18 protein-coding genes are annotated in these 18,068 nt (G+C 65.6%); 10 read left to right on the forward strand and 8 right to left on the reverse strand.

From position 1 onward, the window contains the following. The first annotated feature begins 7 nt into the window (after positions 1-7). Positions 8-730 (forward strand): ABC transporter ATP-binding protein, encoded by a 723-nt coding sequence (locus JQ572_RS23575; RefSeq protein ID WP_211385389.1) that lies wholly within the window; start codon positions 8-10, stop codon positions 728-730. Between the two features lie 197 nt (positions 731-927). Continuing rightward, a complete protein-coding gene (locus tag JQ572_RS23580) occupies positions 928-2,046 on the forward strand; it encodes a branched-chain amino acid ABC transporter substrate-binding protein (protein WP_211385204.1) in 1,119 nt (372 codons plus the stop codon). Between the two features lie 76 nt (positions 2,047-2,122). On the opposite strand, the gene JQ572_RS23585 is transcribed toward JQ572_RS23580, so the two are convergent. Next, positions 2,123-2,509, reverse strand: coding sequence for a response regulator (locus tag JQ572_RS23585; protein WP_211385205.1), 387 nt, complete (start codon positions 2,507-2,509; stop codon positions 2,123-2,125). 239 nt (positions 2,510-2,748) lie between these two features. Here JQ572_RS23585 and JQ572_RS23590 point away from each other — a divergent pair, with 239 nt between their 5' ends. Next, positions 2,749-5,559 carry a PAS domain S-box protein gene (locus JQ572_RS23590; protein WP_211385206.1) on the forward strand — a complete coding sequence of 937 codons (2,811 nt, stop codon included), beginning with the start codon at positions 2,749-2,751 and terminating at the stop codon, positions 5,557-5,559. A gap of 59 nt (positions 5,560-5,618) precedes the next feature. After that, complete coding sequence (locus tag JQ572_RS23595) at positions 5,619-6,614, forward strand: P1 family peptidase (RefSeq protein ID WP_211385207.1); 996 nt, start codon at positions 5,619-5,621, stop codon at positions 6,612-6,614. Between the two features lie 67 nt (positions 6,615-6,681). Here JQ572_RS23595 and JQ572_RS23600 read toward each other — a convergent pair whose 3' ends face one another. After that, complete coding sequence (locus JQ572_RS23600; protein ID WP_211385208.1) at positions 6,682-7,482, reverse strand: EF-hand domain-containing protein; 801 nt, start codon at positions 7,480-7,482, stop codon at positions 6,682-6,684. Between the two features lie 253 nt (positions 7,483-7,735). Here JQ572_RS23600 and rpe point away from each other — a divergent pair, with 253 nt between their 5' ends. The 3 genes from rpe to JQ572_RS23615 all read left to right on the forward strand — a co-directional run bounded on the left by rpe (position 7,736) and on the right by JQ572_RS23615 (position 9,128). Continuing rightward, on the forward strand, positions 7,736-8,437 hold the full coding sequence (rpe, locus tag JQ572_RS23605; RefSeq protein WP_211385209.1) for a ribulose-phosphate 3-epimerase: 702 nt from the start codon (positions 7,736-7,738) through the stop codon (positions 8,435-8,437). A 297-nt stretch (positions 8,438-8,734) separates the two neighbouring features. After that, positions 8,735-8,914 carry a hypothetical protein gene (locus tag JQ572_RS23610; protein ID WP_211385210.1) on the forward strand — a complete coding sequence of 60 codons (180 nt, stop codon included), beginning with the start codon at positions 8,735-8,737 and terminating at the stop codon, positions 8,912-8,914. Between the two features lie 22 nt (positions 8,915-8,936). Continuing rightward, positions 8,937-9,128 carry a hypothetical protein gene (locus tag JQ572_RS23615; RefSeq protein WP_211385211.1) on the forward strand — a complete coding sequence of 64 codons (192 nt, stop codon included), beginning with the start codon at positions 8,937-8,939 and terminating at the stop codon, positions 9,126-9,128. 26 nt (positions 9,129-9,154) lie between these two features. Here JQ572_RS23615 and JQ572_RS23620 read toward each other — a convergent pair whose 3' ends face one another. From JQ572_RS23620 to JQ572_RS23640, 5 genes are all read right to left on the reverse strand, one after another. Continuing rightward, positions 9,155-10,579 carry a serine/threonine protein kinase gene (locus tag JQ572_RS23620; protein ID WP_211385212.1) on the reverse strand — a complete coding sequence of 475 codons (1,425 nt, stop codon included), beginning with the start codon at positions 10,577-10,579 and terminating at the stop codon, positions 9,155-9,157. Positions 10,580-10,585: 6 nt separating this feature from the next. Continuing rightward, positions 10,586-11,326, reverse strand: coding sequence for a metallophosphoesterase family protein (locus tag JQ572_RS23625; RefSeq protein WP_211385213.1), 741 nt, complete (start codon positions 11,324-11,326; stop codon positions 10,586-10,588). 114 nt (positions 11,327-11,440) lie between these two features. Further along, positions 11,441-12,046 carry a hypothetical protein gene (locus tag JQ572_RS23630; RefSeq protein WP_211385214.1) on the reverse strand — a complete coding sequence of 202 codons (606 nt, stop codon included), beginning with the start codon at positions 12,044-12,046 and terminating at the stop codon, positions 11,441-11,443. Then, the gene (locus JQ572_RS23635) at positions 12,039-12,725 is read right to left on the reverse strand and encodes a hypothetical protein (protein WP_211385215.1); all 687 of its coding nucleotides are present in this window, start codon (positions 12,723-12,725) and stop codon (positions 12,039-12,041) included. Before JQ572_RS23635 ends, JQ572_RS23630 begins: the two co-directional genes overlap by 8 nt. Further along, positions 12,722-13,507, reverse strand: coding sequence for a MotA/TolQ/ExbB proton channel family protein (locus JQ572_RS23640; RefSeq protein ID WP_211385216.1), 786 nt, complete (start codon positions 13,505-13,507; stop codon positions 12,722-12,724). Before JQ572_RS23640 ends, JQ572_RS23635 begins: the two co-directional genes overlap by 4 nt. 199 nt (positions 13,508-13,706) lie before the next feature. Here JQ572_RS23640 and JQ572_RS23645 point away from each other — a divergent pair, with 199 nt between their 5' ends. Next, complete coding sequence (locus tag JQ572_RS23645; protein ID WP_211385217.1) at positions 13,707-15,077, forward strand: sensor histidine kinase; 1,371 nt, start codon at positions 13,707-13,709, stop codon at positions 15,075-15,077. Between the two features lie 7 nt (positions 15,078-15,084). Then, complete coding sequence (locus JQ572_RS23650; protein ID WP_211385218.1) at positions 15,085-15,735, forward strand: response regulator; 651 nt, start codon at positions 15,085-15,087, stop codon at positions 15,733-15,735. A 9-nt stretch (positions 15,736-15,744) separates the two neighbouring features. On the opposite strand, the gene JQ572_RS23655 is transcribed toward JQ572_RS23650, so the two are convergent. After that, positions 15,745-16,329, reverse strand: a complete 585-nt coding sequence (locus tag JQ572_RS23655) for a TetR/AcrR family transcriptional regulator (protein WP_211385219.1) — start codon at positions 16,327-16,329, stop codon at positions 15,745-15,747. Positions 16,330-16,874: 545 nt separating this feature from the next. On the opposite strand from JQ572_RS23655, the gene JQ572_RS23660 reads away from it, so the two are divergent. Further along, positions 16,875-18,047, forward strand: coding sequence for a M20 aminoacylase family protein (locus tag JQ572_RS23660; RefSeq protein ID WP_211385220.1), 1,173 nt, complete (start codon positions 16,875-16,877; stop codon positions 18,045-18,047). Positions 18,048-18,068: the final 21 nt, after the last annotated feature.

Genomic DNA, 18,068 nt, shown 5'->3' on the forward strand with positions numbered 1-18,068 from the left:
CGCTCCCATGCTCGCGATCCGCGGCCTTCGCGCCGCCTACGGCAAGATCGAAGCGCTGAAGGGCGTCGACGTCGAGATCAATGCCGGCGAGATCGTGGCGTTGATCGGCGCCAACGGTGCCGGCAAGTCGACGTTGATGATGACGATCTTTGGCAAGCCGCGCGCCCGCGCCGGCCAGATCCTGTTCGAAGGCCGCGACATCACCGACGTTCCCACCCACGAGATTGCGCATTTGCGCATCGCGCAATCGCCGGAAGGCCGCCGCATCTTCCCGCGCATGAGCGTGGCGGAAAACCTCCAGATGGGGGCGGACGCCACCGACTGCACCGAGGCGGAGCGCAACGCGACGCTGGAACGCGTGTTCACGCTGTTTCCGCGGCTGAAGGAGCGCTACGCCCAGCGCGGCGGCACCCTGTCCGGCGGCGAGCAGCAGATGCTGGCCATCGGCCGCGCCTTGATGAGCCGTCCCCGCCTGCTCCTGCTCGACGAGCCCTCGCTCGGGCTGGCGCCGCTGATCGCGCGCCAGATATTCGACGCGATCCGCACTCTCAACCGGCAGGACGGCCTGACCGTGCTGATCGTCGAGCAGAACGCCAACCATGCACTCAAGCTCGCCCATCGCGGCTATGTCATGGTCAACGGCCTGATTACGCTGGCCGGGACCGGCGCAGAGTTGTTGCAGCGCCCCGAGATTCGCGCCGCCTACCTGGAAGGCGGCCGGCACGGCTGAGGCCGTCCAAGAACGAACCCCAAGAACGAACCCCAAGATCGAACCCTGCGGACCGGCGTGCGGCCGAATATGGCGAGATATCTCCGCCAATGCCCGTATTTTGCCGGTGACTTCTCCCCGAATTCATTCAAGAATGGCGCCGGTTTGGACCGGGCGTACCCGGCAACTTCCACAGGCGACCACCCACGAGGTATCTCATGAAATCACTGAAGCTCATCGGTCTGGCATTCGGCGCGTCGATTGCGCTGTCGAGCGCGGCATTCGCGCAGGATGTCACCGTCGCAGTCGCAGGTCCGATGACCGGCGGCGAGTCCGCCTTCGGCCGCCAGATGAAGAACGGCGCCGAGATGGCCGTGGCCGACATCAACGCCGCCGGCGGCGTCAACGGCAAGAAGCTCGCGCTGTCCATCGAGGACGACGCCTGCGATCCGAAGCAGGCCCGCTCGGTCGCCGAGAAGATCGCCGGCGCGAAAATTCCGTTCGTGGCCGGGCATTATTGCTCGTCGTCGTCGATCCCCGCTTCGGAAGCCTATGCCGACGGCAACGTCCTCCAGATCACGCCGGCCTCCACCAATCCGAAGTTCACCGATAGCGGACTGTGGAACGTGGCTCGCGTCTGCGGCCGCGACGACCAGCAGGGTTTGGTCGCCGCCCAGTACATCGCCAAGAACTTCAAGGGCAAGAACATCGCCATCCTCAACGACAAGACCACCTACGGCAAGGGTCTTGCGGACGAGACCAAGAAGGCGCTTAACAAGGCCGGCGTCACCGAGAAGATGTACGAGTCCTACAACAAGGGCGACAAGGACTTCAACGCGATCGTCTCGCGGCTGAAGCGCGACAACATCGATCTGGTCTATGTCGGCGGCTACCACCAGGAGAGCGGCCTGATCCTGCGCCAGATGCGCGACCAGGGCCTCAAGACCGTGTTGATGGCCGGCGACGCGCTCGCCGACAAGGAATACGCCTCCATCACCGGCCCGGCCGGCGAAGGCACGCTGTTCACCTTCGGTCCCGATCCGCGCAACAAGCCGACCGCGAAGAAGATCGTCGAGGCCTTCAAGGCCAAGAGCATCGACCCCGAAGGCTACACGCTCTACACCTACGCGGCGATGCAGGTCTGGTCCCAAGCGGCCAAGAAGGCCGGCACCACCGACGCCAAGAAGGTCATGGCGGCGATCAAGGCCGGCAAGTGGGACACCGTGATCGGGCCGATCGAGTATGACGCCAAGGGCGACATCAAGCAGCTCGACTACGTCGTCTACAAATGGGACGCCAAGGGCGGCTACGCCCAGATCAGCGGCAACGGCACGTAAGCGCGCTTGCCTGAAGGCCGCGTCCAAACATCCCGCGCCCCGGCTTACCCCCGGGGCGTTTCTTCTTGCGGCAGGGTCAGACGGCTGCGGGCAACTCGCCGTCCGCCGCGGCCTGGGCCTTCCGCAAGGCTTGAAGAAGATCGTTCGGCCGAAACGGCTTTTGCAGGCAGACGACGTTGCCGAGGTGGGGCGATTGTTCCATGAAATCCAGCGCCGTCATTCCCGACACGGCAACGATCGGGAGGCTTGGGGCCAGCTCGCGCAGCGTCGCGATGACTTCGACGCCGCTGGTGTCGCCGAGGAAAATGTCCACGATTGCCGCATCGAAGGGGGCCTCGGCGAAGGCGTTCACCCCGCCCGCGCCGCTCTCGGCCTCGACGACTTCGTACCGGTTGACACGCAGCACGATCGCAAGCATCGCCCGGACGTCCTTCTGGTCGTCGATGATGAGAATGCGAGGCATGGGGAAAAACTCCCGGATCTCGAAGTCAAAATCGCCTGATTCAAACCTGGAACCCGAAGCATCGGGAGGGCATTATGGCACCGTCCAGTAAAGCGCATCTTACCCGATCCCCAGTGCGCTCCCAGCAAAATTAAGTAATCTGTAACCTTCGGTTGAGTCGCGGCGGGTTTTGTCATGATGCGTGCCCGGAACCCGCTACCATGGACGGAAACCAATTGGGCCAAATGAGATTTGCGGAGATGCTCAAGACCGATCTGCGAGAGCTGGACGTCGGCGCGACCACCGATCGAAGCACATTCCTGTCGACGTTGCCTGCAACCCCGACAGACCGCGCCGCAGCATTTGCGATCGTCGGCGTCTCCGCGATCGTGTTCGCGTTGGCCGTCCCCTTCGCTGGTATCCCGCTGCTGCCGGTTCCAGCCTTCGTCGCGAGCTATCAATCCGCCCTCGCCGTCGCAGACATCGTCACCGCGGTCCTGCTGCTGTCGCAATTTGCGGTGCTCCGGACCCGCGCGCTGCTCGTGCTCGCGACGGGCTATCTGTTCACGGCCGCGGCCGCCATACTCCATGCCCTCACCTTCCCCGGACTTTTTTCACCGACTGGATTGCTGGGGGCCGGCCAGCAGACCACCGTCTGGCTCTACATGATCTGGCACGGCGGCTTCCCGCTCTGTGTGCTCGCCTATGCCTGGCTGAAGGAGGCCGATGGCGGTGCCCGGATCGCTGGCTCGGCAAGCAGGGCGATCTACGCCAGCATTCTCGGCGTCGTCGCGGCCATGATCGTTTTCGCCTGGATCGTCACCGCCCAGCACGATTTGCTCCCGGTGCTGCTGCGCGATGGCCGTTACACGCAGATCATGATCGGCGTGGTATCCTTCGTTTGGTCCCTGAGCTTCGCAGCGCTGGTCTCGCTGTGGTTCCGGCGGCCGCACTCGATCATCGACGCCTGGCTCATGGTCGTGATGTGCGCCTGGCTGTTCGACATCGCGCTGTCGGCGATCGTCAACGTCGCGCGCTTCGATCTCGGCTTCTACGCCGGCCGCCTTTACGGCCTGTGCGCGTCGACCTTCGTGCTTGCGGTGCTTCTGATCGAAAACGTCCGCCTCCAGGCCCAGACGGTGGGCCTCGTCGGCAAGCTGCGTCAGCAGTCGGCGCTCGATCGCGACTATTACGGCAAGCGCCTTGCGCTATACGGCGCCGTCGTCGAATCAGCCAATGACGCCATCATCACGAAGACGCTCGACGGTATCATCACGGGCTGGAACAAGGCCGCCGAACATCTGTTCGGCTTTTCCGCCGCGGAGGCCGTCGGCCAGCCGATCGACATCATCGTCCCGGAGGACCGCAAGGCCGAGGTCAGGGGCATCCTGAACCGGGTCGGCGGCAACGAAACGATCGCCCAGCACGAGACGGTCCGCATCCGCAAGGACGGCCGCCCGCTCGACGTGGTTCTCAATGTGTCTCCGCTGAGGTCAGACAACGGAAGGATCATCGGCGCGTCCAAGATCGCCCACGACATCACGGAAGAGAAGCAGGCGCGGGAAAAACTGCGCCGCGAGATCGAGGAGCGGGAGCGCATCTTCGAGACCTCGCAGGACCTGATCCTGGTCACCGACGGCTTCGGCAATTTCATCCAGGTCAGCCCGAGCGTGAAGACCATCCTCGGCCTCAACCCGGACGACATGATCGGGCGCAGCGCGACCGAGTTCATTCATCCCGACGACCTCGAGAAGACACGGGACGAGATGCGCGCGGCGCGGCGTGGCGCGGTCAAGCGCAGCTTCGAGGCGCGCTACTACCATGACGATGGTCACGAGGTCACACTGAACTGGATGGGCACCTGGTCCGACCCGGTGAAGCGGCATTTCTTCATCGGCCGCGACCTCACCGAGAAGCAGGCCGCCGAGGCCCAGTTCAGGCAAGTCCAGAAGATGGATTCCATCGGTCAATTGACCGGTGGTGTCGCCCACGACTTCAATAATGTGCTGACCGTCATCACCGGCACGATCGGCATTCTGTCAGACGCGGTGGCCGACCGTCCTGAGCTCGCCGCCATCACCAAGCTGATCGACGACGCCGCCGAGCGCGGCGCGCAACTGACCAAGCATTTGCTCGCCTTCGCCCGCAAGCAGCCGCTCCAGCCGCGCGAGATCGACGTCAACGCATTGATGCTCGAGGCCGCGAAGCTGCTGCATCCGACCCTCGGCGAGCAAATCACCATCATGCCGCAGCTTACCGAGGATGCGTGGCCGGCATTAGTCGACCCCGGTCAGCTTTCCACCGCGATCCTCAATCTTGCGCTGAACGCGCGCGATGCCATGCCCGACGGCGGCACGCTGGTGCTGGAGACCCGTAACATCTTCCTCGACGACGGCTATGCCAGCATGAATCCCGACGTGCTCGCCGGCAACTACGTGATGATCGCCGTCAGCGACACCGGCTCCGGAATCCCGACGGGGTTGATCGACCGCGTGTTCGACCCCTTCTTCACCACCAAGGAGGTCGGCAAGGGGACCGGCCTCGGGCTCAGCATGGTGTTCGGCTTCGTCAAGCAATCCGGCGGCCACATCAAGATCTACAGCGAGGAAGGCCACGGCACGAGCGTGAAGATCTACCTGCCGCGCTCGAGCGGCGTGCAGGAGACCGAGTACGAGGTGCTCCAGAACGTGCCCATCACCGGCGGCAACGAGAAGATTTTGATCGTCGAGGACGACGCGCTGGTCCGGCAATACGTCGTGACCCAGATCAAGAGCCTCGGTTACGCCGCCCTCGAAGCCGCCAACGCGGCCGAAGCCCTCGTCATCATCGACGCCGACAAGGACATCGACCTGCTGTTCACGGACGTCATCATGCCGGGCAACATGAACGGCCGCCAGCTCGCCGATGAGGCGGCTCGGCGCCGTCCCGACCTGAAGACGCTGTTCACCTCGGGCTATACCGAAAATGCCATCGTCCACCACGGCCGGCTCGATTCCGGGGTGCTGCTGCTGGCAAAGCCCTACCGCAAGTCCGAACTCGCCAAGATGCTCAGGACCGCGCTCGCCGGTTGAGCCTGCGGCATCCCTGCGCTATCGCTGAAGCGAGCTCCTTTCAGCCGGCGAGGCCAACCTTGAAAAATCTGCTCACCGATATCGCCGGCGTCCGCGTCGGCCATGCCGAGGATGCGAAAGCGGCCACCGGCACGACCGCGATCGTCTTCGATGCGCCTGCGGTTGCGGCGATCGACGTTCGCGGCGGCGGACCCGGCACGCGCGAGGACGCATTGCTCGACCTTGCCAGCACGCAAGAACGGGTCGATGCGATCGCACTGTCCGGCGGCTCCGCCTATGGCATCGAGGCCGGGGGCGGCATCCAGGCCTGGCTTGCCGAACAAGGCCGCGGCTTGCGGATTCGCGAGGCGGTGATTCCGCTCGTGCCGGGTGCGATCATGTTCGACCTGCTCAACGGCGGCGACAAGGCCTGGGGACGCTTCGCGCCCTATCGCGATCTCGGTTACGAAGCGGCCGCAGCAGCAGGCCACGACTTCGCGCTGGGCAGCGTCGGCGCCGGCCTCGGAGCCACCACCGCGACCTTCAAGGGCGGGCTCGGGTCGGCTTCGGCAGTGCTGGCCAACGGCATCAAGGTCGCCGCGATCATCGTCGTCAACGCGGTCGGCAGCGCAACCGTCGGCGAGGGACCCTGGTTCTGGGCGGCGCCGTTCGAGGAGAATGGCGAGTTCGGCGGGCGCGGCCTGCCGCCCGCCTTCACCCCGGACATGCTGGCGATGCGCATCAAGGGCGGTCCCGCCGCGAGTGCGCGCGAGAACACCACGATCGGTCTCGTCGTCACCGACGCGACGCTGACCAAGGCTCAAGCCAAGCGGCTTGCGATGATCGCGCATACAGGGTTTGCCCGCGCCATCTATCCGGTGCATGCCCCGACCGACGGCGATGTGCTGTTCGCCGCGGCGACCTGCGACAAGCCGATCGAGCCGCTGGTCGGCCTCACCGAGCTCGGCACCGTCGCCGCCAATGTGGTCGCGCGTGCGATCGCACGCGGCATCTACAGTGCAAGCGCGCTGCCGTTTGCGGGCGCGCTGCCGGCGTGGAAGGACCGGTTCGGCTAGCGCGTGATCCGGAGAAGTGCGACGCGGTTTTCCGAACAGATGATGCTCAGACTAGCCGCAGGCAAGGCTAGACGCTCATCGACATCGATGAGGCCGTTGATCCCGCTGAAGCCTGCGCCTGGCGCTGCATCATCTGTCCGAACCAGTCGTAGGGCGAATTGCCGCCGCCGTTCGCATTCGAGGAGCTGGAAGCGCCCGGGACGGTCGTCGACATCTTGAAGCCGTCGGCATAGGTGACGGTGGTGGTGGTCGAGCCGTCGGCACCGGTCGTCGTGGTCGAGGTCGATCCGCCGCTCGATGACGAAGAAGAATCCGAGCCGCTGCCCGATCCGCCCGCACCTTGCGCGTGGTGGCCGTGATGGCCGTTCTTCAGCGCCTTCGACATCTCGTCCAGGCTGACGCTGCCGTCGGAATCCTTGTCCAGCTTCGAGAACACGTCGTCGGCCTGCGCCACATTGGTACCGCCAGCGCCGAGTGCATTCTCGAATTCGGACTTGGTGATGCTGCCGTCGCCGTCCGCATCGATCTGCGAGAACAGGTCCTTGAGCGCAGCATCCCGGCTCGTCGAGGCCGAGGAGGTCGAACTCGCCGAGGTCGAGCTGGTGGCGCTGCTGGTGCTGTTCGAGGACTGGCTTTGCGCCGCGAGCAGCGCGCTCATCGTCTCCGGCGCGATCTGCGGACAATTGCCCGAATTGACCGACGAGGTCGCGCCGCTGGTCGTGCTGCTGCTGCCGCCGCTGTCGATCGCGAACGGATTGGTCGCGCCTTGCGAAGTCCCGGTCTTATGCGTCGCCGACGACGATTTCGAATTCGTCAGCGACTGGATCGCGTCGAGCGCGCTCGATACGGCCCCAAGAGCGAACAACATTGCACAAACTCCAAACGATGCGGCGCGCCGCAGCCAATGTTCTGGCGGTAAAGTCAGCAAGCACCGTGCCAGCGCAAAAAGCTCAATGAAATCCGCCTTCACCGCGCTTGATGCGTCCCGGAAACACCGGCAATTCATGCCGGTCACGGCAGAAATTTCCGCCCACAGGAAGCACGCCTGCCCTGCATTGCCCGGCTGAGAGGCCCATGTTAGGCGAGGTTCATCTTTCACGGCCGCCACGGGAAACCGCGCCATGACCCAAGCCTTCAGCCCCCGCCCCCTGGCAATCGCGCCCTCGATCCTGGCATCGGATTTCTCGAGGCTCGGCGAGGAGGTGCGCGCGGTGGACGCCGCCGGCGCCGACTGGATCCATCTCGACGTGATGGACGGGCATTTCGTTCCCAACATCTCCTATGGCCCGGACGTCATCAAGGCGATGCGCCCGCACACCAGGAAGATCTTCGATGCGCATCTGATGATCTCGCCCTGCGATCCCTATCTGGAGGCTTTCGCGAAAGCCGGCTGCGACCACATCACGGTGCATGCGGAGGCCGGTCCCCACCTGCACCGCTCGCTCCAGGCGATCCGCGCGCTCGGCAAGAAGGCCGGCGTCTCGCTCAATCCGGGCACGCCGATCAGCGTGCTCGAATACGTGCTCGACCTGGTCGACCTCGTGCTGGTGATGTCGGTCAATCCCGGCTTCGGCGGCCAGGCCTTCATCCCCTCCGCGATCGGCAAGATCCGCGACATCCGCGCGATGACGGCGGGCCGTCCGATCGACATCGAGGTCGACGGCGGCGTCGGTCCCGACGTCGCGGCTTCGCTGGCGGCGGCCGGCGCCAACGCCTTCGTCGCCGGCACTTCCGTGTTCAGGGGCGGCACGCAGGACGCCTACAAGACCAACATCGCCGCGATCCGCAACGCCGCCGCCGGCGCGCGCGGCGAGGCGATCTGAGGCCTCACGCGCAGCTCCGCAGAGGTGCGGCTTCCACGGGCGTTGCGGCGCGCAATGCCTAAAATTGCAACCTTGATCCGTACTCCTCCGGACTTCCCTGATTCGCGCAAATCACCGCTAGTGATTCTTGCCTGTTTTCACGGGAGCACATCATGACGACGACCCTGGTTTGGACTGGCGTGGCGTTGTGGATCGGTTTTTGTGCGTTTGTTGTGTTTGGCCCATCGGCCGGACCGGTGAAGGCCCCGGCGCGTTCCGCCCGCATCTCTCACGCGCGACTCCGCCGGGGTTGATGCCATGGAAATCTCGCTCGTGAAGCGTCAGCCGAAGCGCAGGTGTCGCATCCCGCGGCGCCCGCATCCGAGCCTCGACTATTTCTTCGGTCGGCTCGAACGCACCGAAGGCGAGATGCGCGACGACACCGGGCCGGAAACGGCGGATCCGGATCACCCGCTCCGGTCGCCGCGCCGGCATTGAAATCCTTTCTGGACCAAGCCCGATGAAACCGCATTGCCCGAACTGCCTGAAGGAAATGACCAAGGCATCCGCGTCGCGCAACCTCTTCAATTGCGAGCCCTGCCGCGAGATCATCCAGTATTTCGGCGGCAGCGCCGATCACGGCGAGCCGGGCCCGCAATTCTCCTGGCCGATCCGCCGCAAGCGCTCCGTTCACGCCGCCCACGCGGCCTGATCCCTTCCAGGATCCGGAACCGGCCCCTACCCGGCCTCCTCATCGGCGTCCGCAGCCATCCGCGGCGGCCGCACCACGGTGACGGTGCAGGCCGCTTCCGCAGCCACCTTGGCCGAAACGCTGCCGAGCAGCGTGCGCCTGAACGAGCCCTGCCGCGCCCCGATGATGAGGTGGTCGACATGGTTGACCTCGGCGAATTCCAGGATCGCCGCGGCGGGATCCACCGCCTCCAGCACATGAGCCGACAGCCGGCTCTCGTCCAGCTTCAGCGGCGTGGCCCAATGCCGGAGCGCCACCAGGCGGTCGATATGCTTGTTGGAGCCCTGCTCGTCCAGGGTCCGGTCGATTGCGATGCGGTTGAGCTTGAGCACGTTGAGGCAGGCAAGCCGCGCCGACGGCAGCGTGGCGAGAATGCGCTCGGTGGTGACACGCAGCGCCTCGTTCAGCTCGGGCTCGCCTTCCGCCGTGTCGAGCGCGACCGCGAGGATCGGACTCGATGCGATCTGGGCTGCGACATCTGATTTCGCACGCGGCGCCATGACGCCCTGGTTGAAGCGCCGCCGCCAGGCGATGCTGAGGGGATCGCGCTTCATCCGCTCCGAGCGCGTCGTGAGCCTGATTTGGTCCGGATGGGTCAGATCGAAGGCGAGCTGGGACGCAGTCGGATAGCGCCGCACCGGCTCGATCTCGAGGCACCGCAGCACCACCTCCTGGAGCCAGGGCGGATAATCGGCGCGAAGTGCGCGCGGCGGATGCGGATCGCGCCACAGCCGGCGCCGCATCGCGCGCAGCGTCTCGCCCTCTCCGAACGGCCGCTCGCCCGTCGTGAAGAAATAAAGCAGCACGCCGAGCGAGAACAGATCGCTGCGCGGATCGTCCCGGACGCCGAGCAGCCGCTCGGGTGCCATGTAGGGCGCGGTGCCGTAAGGCAGGCGGAATTCCTCCTGCAGCAGATCGGGCAGATGGTTGTGGTGCGACAGGCCATAGTCGATCAGCACCGCCTCGCCGCTGTCGCGGAACATGATGCTGCTCGGCTTGATGTCGTGATGGATCACGTTCTGCCGGTGCAGGTCGGCGAGCCCCGTCGCGATCCTGGCAACCAGCAGCCTGGCCTCGTCATACGGCAGCGGCAGGTCTGGCAGCCGCTTGTAGAGCGTGGTCCCGGGGATGCGCTCGATCACGGCATAGGCCTGGTGGGCGAAATCGCCGGTGCCGAAACACGTGGGCACGTGCGGCCCCGCAAGGCGCGGCAGGATCATCATCTCCATCTCGAAGGAGACGATCGCGGCGGGGTCTTCGCCCTCCGACACCCGCGGAATCTTCATCAGCAGCGGCACGTCGATACCGGGATGGGTGACGGTCCACAGCGTCGCCATGCCGCCGGCATGGACGCATTCGCCGATGGTATAGCCGTCGATCTTGGCGCCTGATTTGACCAGGGGTTTGGGCATCGGCCTCTAGCGCCCCTGCGACAGCCGGTCGGCGAGCCAATGCGGCAGGCCGTTCTCGCGGATCCGGTTCGCGGCCGTCTCGATGTCATAGGGCGCGCGGCAATAGGTGATCTGGCACGAGACCGTGTCGAACAGCACGAAGGCCGCGGATGGATCGCCATCGCGGGGCTGGCCGACCGAGCCGAGCACCGCAAGCCATTGCCGTCCGCGCAGGAGCTGCACCGGGACGTCGGTCTTGGGCACGAAGCTCGTCATCTTCGCCGTCACCGACATCGAGTAGAGCGCCGGACGGTGGATGTGGCCGCAGAACGTGACATGGGCGGGCGTCGCGATCAGACTCTTGGCGGCATCCGCGGTCGATCGGACATAGTGCCAGCGCTGCGGGCTGGAGGCTTCCGAATGCACGAACAGACGGTCGCTGTCCTGCACCAGCATCGGCAACTCCGCCAGGAACCGCCGCTGCACGGCATCGAGCCGGCCGCGGGTCCATTCGATCGCGACTTGAGCCTCCGCATTCATGGTCTCGGCCGAGGAATTGACCGCCTGGTCATGATTGCCGCGCACGGCGACGGCGCCCTGCGCAACCAGCTCCATCGCGGTATCCACGACCCATTCCGGGTCGGCGCCATAGCCGACGAAATCCCCGAGCAGGATGAATCGCTCCGCCCCTCTCGCCCGTGCGAGCTTCAGGCACGCCTCGAGCGCCTGCCGGTTGCCGTGGATATCCGAGAAGACCGCGAGAAGCACACACCCTCCACCCTCAGGTTCTTATCGAAAGCCGATAAGGCCAAATTGAGGGAGGTCAACATGCGCCAGCGCGGCGCGGTTTTCCAGCGCGCCTCTGCGGCGATGGTGAAGAGCCTATTGCTCGTCCTTCGGCGGCATCCGGGGCGGCGGCAGCGGGGTGAACGCGATGCCTTGCGCGCCGGCGGGCGGAGCGTTGAATTCGCCGGTCGAGGAATCGCCGCCGCTGGTCTCCAGGATGGTTTTTGGCGTCACGTATTCCCGGACCATGTCGATCAGCGAGCCCTCGCCGCCACCGAAATCTGCCGCGCGGCCGCCCTGCAAATGGCCGGCCGCGATCTCGTTTTGCGCGGCGTGGGTCTTGTCGGCCAGCCTGTCGTCGTAGGGCACGCGGAACGCCCGGGGGATGCCGCTGGGGCGATTGTCCTCATCCAGCTGTTCGACCCACAGATAGATCGAGCCGGGATCGCCCTCCAGCGAATGCGGCTCGACGATGCGGGCCTGCAGCAGCTTGAACGAGGTTGGCAACCGGTCGGCGCTCGCCCAGCCGAGCAGCCCGCGCATTTCGGTGAAGCTGACGACATAGAAGGCGCTGGTCACGACCACCGCGACCGCCTTCAGCGACCAGTGCAGCCGCGCATAGACCAGCACGACCAGCAGCAGCGCGCCGATCACGGCGTAGGCGATCGACAGCGTCAGGATGACCGTCTGCAGACTAGTCACGGCGCACCCTCGCAGCGTTCCTGCTCACCCCGGTGTTCGGATCGAGATCGGCGCCGTTGCGCCAGCCGCTGCGGAACGTCTCCAGCAACGATTTCGGCCGCTGGTCCACATTGACGACCTTGCCCTCGGCATCGAGCCGGAACCGCACCGCGGTCTTCTCGTCGCCGGTGTGGTCGAGCGTGAACTTGTTGTCGAACACCACCTGCGCCGTCGGATTGAGTTTTTGTACTTTCACATTGGCCGTCACAGGCTCGCCGGTCGTTGCGGCGAAATGCGAGACGTTGACGGTGTATTCGCCCGGCACGATGCCGCGCACCGTGACGATCTCCTCGCGGATGGGGGAAGCGATCTTCTTGCCGGCGACCATGATGAAGTCGTTGGCCCCGCCGCGGTCGTCGCGGTCGAGGGTCAGGAAGCCGGCCTCGCGGTGGCGATACCAGGCGATGTTGCCGGCGGGATCCTGCACGAACAGGTCGAGATCGTCGGGGTGACTGTCCGGCCAGTCCAGCGTGATCATGAACTCCGCCTTGGAATCGATCTTGCCGTCCTTGGCGTCCGGGGAGACCGCGAGCAGTGCCAGGAAGAACAGGAACGCGATCACCTGGAGCGCCTTGAACAGCATCACGCCCAGCGGATCGAACGGCTCCTCGCGCGGATAGAGGCCGAAATCATCCATCATGACGGGGTTCCGGCGCCCTTGATTCCAGCCCCCTTGCGCTCCAGCTCCGGGGTCACATAGGTCTCGGTCAGCACCACCGCATCCGAGAACACCCGCTGGGTCGCGGCATCCAGCATGTAGTACTGGATGCGAACCAGGATCGAGCCGACGAGGCCCGCGAGCGTCGTGTACATCGCGACCGCCATGCCATCGCTCATCAGCCCCATCGAGGAACGCATCGCGACCTTATCGGCGGCATCCAGCCCCGCGATCGGCGCCAGCATGATGATGAAGCCGATGATGGTGCCGAGCAGGCCGAGCTTCATCAGCGTATCCGAGACGAAGGCCCCGAAGCCGTTGGAGCCGCGCAGCCGATCGGCGAGCGTCCGCAGCAGCAGCGTCTGGTCGACCGGCCGGAAATCCTGCGCGGTCGCTTTCGTCACGAGGCTCTCGATGTGGTCCCGGACCAGCCCGCGCGGCAACACGTTCGCTCCGGCATCGAGCGCCTTGCTGCCGTCGGGTGCCGCGAGCACCGCGCGGCAGCGCCGCGCCGCCGCGCCTTCACGGGCGATCGCCCGCGTGCGCAGGAAGCAGTGGCCGCAGGTGAGGACATAGAGCAGCGCGATCACGCTGGAAATGTAGGTCCGGTCCGAGGTCAGCATCAGACGGATCAGGCCGAACCGCCACAGCAGCACGACGGCGAAGATAGAAAGCCCGGTGAAGATCATCCAGAACAGCAGCGCGCTGCGCTCGGATGGGTCGGCAGCAGGCCCCGCGATCGGTCCAATCGTCATCGAACTCATGCTGCGCTGCTCCCGGCTTGCAGGGACTCGCCCTGCAACGATTCCCCATCCAATAGATCAAAGCCGCCGCACCCGTCCAAAGAGCCATGCCCAATCCGGCTTGGGAAATTTGCCCGAGCTGCCACTCTGCCAAACCCTGCAATTGGCAAGGCGCAGCGGCGTTGTTAGGCTGACCCTACCAAATGTCGGGGATGATCGCATGCGCCTCGTGCTCCAGCTTGTCGCCCGTCTGCTTCTCATCGTCGCGCTCTGTCTTGGCGCTGCGACCGTCTGGGCCACGTTCGACGCCTATCGCAGCGTCGACCGGGCGACTGCGGCTTCGGCGCAGCGGGTCGCGCAGGCGCTTCAGGCCCTGTACTGGCGCGAATTCTTGTTGCGCAGCAGCAGAACACGCGAGCAGCTTTTGCCGGTTCCGGAGTGGCGCACGCTGGAGACCATGAAGCTGATCTCGCCCGGCGTTTGCGTCGAGTTCCAGCCGACCATTGCATTCGAAAGGCCGCTGTGTGGCCAGAGCGAGGGGCTGGGCAAGACGCCGCCGCGCTGGTTCGCATCGATCGTGCCGACTTTCCTCGGCAGCCACGCCGAAGTCATACGGCCGGTCAGTCCCCGGGCGGCGGCCGCCGGAACGGTGGTCGCGACGCCGGATGAAGCAGCAGCCATCTTGCTCGCCTGGGAGTACATCCTCAACGTGATCGACGTCGCGCTTTTGATGGCGGCGGCAATCGCGCTCCTGGCTTCGCTTGCGATCGCGCATGCACTGGCGCCGGCGCGCACGATCGTGATCGCATTGCAGCGCATGGCGCGCGGCCAGTACCGCACCAAGCTGCCGCGCTTCCGCTCGATGGAGCTTGCGATGATCGGGGGCGCCGTCGGCGAGCTCGGCGGCCGGCTGGAGGAAGCCACCGAACAGCGCGCGGCACTCACAAGACGCCTGATCGAGATCCGCACCGACGAACGCCGCGCGCTCGCCCGCGAGCTGCACGACGAGTTCGGGCAAAATCTTTCCGCGATTCTCGCTTTCGCCAACACCATCGAGACCGCGATCACGAAGCAAAGCCGGGACAACGACATCGCGCAGGATGCCCGCATGATCTCGCAGGCGACCCATCATCTGATGGCCTCGCTGCGCGATGCGCTGAAGCGGCTGCGCAATCCCCTGCCCGAGGAGCTCGGGCTCGAGGCAAGCCTCGTCAATCTCGTCGACAGCTGGCGCTCGCAGAGCGCGGCGCGGCCGACGATCCAGCTCGATCTCAGGGGCGACCTCACCGACATCAGCGGCCCGGCCGCCGTCACCGTCTATCGCGTCGCGCAGGAATGCCTGACCAACGCGCTCCGCCACGGCGCGGCGCGCGAGATTTCCCTGCGCGTCGAGCGGCGCACGGGCGAGGACGACATGCTGCTGGTCCACGTCGAGGATGACGGTGGCGGCGATGCGGCGCGCGTGGCGCAGTCGGCCGGCTTCGGCCTCACCGGCATCCGCGAGCGGATCGCGGCGGCCGGCGGATCGCTGTCGATCCTGCCTGCGAGAGGCGGCCTCAGCGTTGCCGCCACCATCCCGTTCGCCGCGTGAGGCCGGGATGAGCGAGGTTGCGGCTACAGGAATCTCCGTGCTGCTGGTCGACGACCATCCGATCGTACGGCAGGGCTACCGGCGCGTGCTGGAGAGCCAGGGCGATCTGCGGGTCGTGGCGGAAGCCGACAACGCCGCGGATGCCTACGTCGCCTTCAAGGCCCACGATCCCGATGTCGTCGTGCTCGATATCTCGATGCCCGGCGCGAGCGGGCTGGAAGCGATCCGCAACATCCGCGCGCGCAGCCCGCGGGCGCGGATCCTCGTCTTCACCATGCACAACGAGGCCGTGCTGGTGAAAGCCGCCTTCAGTGCCGGTGCCTCCGGCTTCGTCACCAAGAGCAGCGAGCCGTCCGCCGTCGTGACCGCGATCCGCAGCGTTGCCCGCGGCGAACGCGCCATGAGCGACGACATCGCGCATATCCTGGCCGAGGACAGCCTGTCGGCGGGTTCAGTGCTGGATCAACTCGGTGAGCGCGAGATCGAGATCGTGCGCCAATTCGCCGGCGGCGCGACGACCGAGCAGATTGCCGCGCACCTCAATCTCAGCGTCAAGACGGTGCAGAACTATCACTATCTGATCAAGACCAAGACCGGCGCGCGAACGGACGCGCAGCTCGTGCGGCTGGCCGCGGCTTGCGGGCTCACGAAGATTTAGCTGGGAGCGTCAAGCCTTCAACCCGCGCAGCACCAGCGCCAGCGTCGCATCGACGCGTGCCGGCAAGTCCGCATCCTTCCACTCGTCGGCATGGGCCGGATGGTGGAAGCGGACGGTGGCATCGAAGATCGCGCGCGCCGTGACCTTGGCGTCGTCCACGGCGAACACGCCCTGCTTCACGCCGTCGGACAGGATCGCCCCGATCTGGTCGATCATGGTGTCCTTGTGGCACTTGACCGCCGCGCAGGCCTCGCGCGCCAGCGTCAGATAGGTCTCGAACATTTCGGGGTCGTCGAGCACGCGCGAACGCTTGGCTTCGAACAGCGTGCGGAGCCAGCGGTCGAGGCGCGCCGGTGCCGGCCCCTGCTCCTCGGCGATCGCCAGCAGCGGCGCATCGATGCGATCCAGCCAGCGTTTGGCGACGGCCTCGCGTAGCGAGGCCTTGCTCGGGAAATGGCGATAGACGCTGCCGTGGCTCACATCGAGCGCACGGGCAACGTCGACCACGGTGGCCTTGGCAAGTCCGTAGCGCCGCAGCACGTCCTCGGTGACTTCGAGGATTCGCTCCGGCGTCAGGATAACGGCTTCATTCATGCCAGCACCTTGTTCCCGTTGAGGGCCCAGTTACCCGGCGATGGAGCTGCTTCCGAAGCGCCCGTGCCGGTCGTTTCGGAAAGCTCTCGCCTTAATGAGGCAGTTTTGCAGCCTGCGCCGCGATCTGGCGCGCGACCAGTAAATTGAGCCAATGCCCAATCGTCCCGGTCAGATTGATGATTTCGGTCGTCATTGTCTTAAGTCTCCATTCGTCCGCGGTCCCCTCTCTTCAATTTCGCCCTTCGAACCGTATTTGTTTCGGATCTCGGGGCTTCCGGGGGTGGCCGCGGGACGCCCAATCGGAGCGTCCGGGAACGGATATACACGTCTCTCTGACAGATTTCAATATCTGTCAGTCAATGATCCGTGATTGACAGTTAATTTTTGAGACCCGGAGCTGGAGGCCCGCTTGCCGTGCCGCGCCCCGGGTCATGCTGCGGGCTGGTGCACCTCGCCGGCCTGATCGACAAGTTCCTGTGACACGGCGGAGGGTTACGGTACGCTCACCCACCTTAGAAGCTCATCATAAGAAACGGACCCTCCCCATGCCCATCGTCAACCGCATTGCCGCCCTCTCCGACGAAATGGCCGCCTGGCGCCATGACTTCCACGAGAACCCGGAGCTGCTCTACGAGGTCCACCGCACCGCCGGCATCGTCGCCGACAAGTTGCGCGAATTCGGCTGCGACGAGGTGGTGACGGGCATCGGCCGTACCGGCGTGGTCGGCGTGATCCGCGGCCGGAAATCAGCCTCCGGCAAGACCATCGGCCTGCGCGCCGACATGGACGCGCTTCCGATCATGGAGACCTCGGGCGTGCCCTACGCCTCCAAGGTCGCCGGCAAGATGCACGCCTGCGGCCATGACGGCCACACCGCCATGCTGCTCGGCGCCGCCAAATATCTCGCCGAGACGCGCAATTTCGACGGCACTGCGATCATGATCTTCCAGCCCGCCGAGGAAGGCGGCGGCGGCGGCAAGGCCATGGTCGAGGACGGGCTGATGACGCGCTGGAACATCCAGGAAGTCTACGGCATGCACAACATGCCGGGCCTGCCCGAGGGCCATTTCGCGACCACGCCCGGCGCGATGCTCGCCTCCTCCGACAACATCCAGATCACGGTCCACGGCAAGGGCGGCCACGCCGGCGCGGGTCCGCACAAATCGGTCGACAGCGTGCTGATCGGTTCGCAGATCGTGGGCGCGCTGCAATCGATCGTCGCGCGCAACGTCGATCCGCTCAAATCGGCCGTCATCTCGATCACGCAATTTCATTCCGGCACGGCCTTCAACATAATTCCGGAGGTCGCCGAGCTCGGCGGCACCGTGCGCACGCTCGATCCCGAAGTGCGCGATCTGGTCGAGCGCCGCATCGGCGAGGTCGCCGAAAGCGTGGCGCGCGCCTATGGCGGCTCGGCGGAAACGAAATACACGCGGATGTATCCGGTGACGATGAACCATGCGCGCGAAGCCGGCCTCGCCGCCGACGTCGCCCGCGACATCGTCGGCGCCGAACGCGTCAACGACAAATTCATTCCGATGATGGGCGCCGAGGATTTCTCGTTCATGCTGGAGGCACGTCCCGGCGCGATGGTGCTGGTCGGCATGGGCGACGGCAACGAGTGCCACCACCCGGCCTACGTCTTCAACGACAACATCCTCGGCCACGGCGCGTCGTTTTGGGTGCGGCTGATCGAGACGCGGATGCCGACGGGGTAGCGCCGCATTCGCCGCTGCCGC

This window comes from Bradyrhizobium sp. SZCCT0153 (assembly GCF_018129995.1).
Lineage (GTDB): Bacteria > Pseudomonadota > Alphaproteobacteria > Rhizobiales > Xanthobacteraceae > Bradyrhizobium > Bradyrhizobium japonicum_G.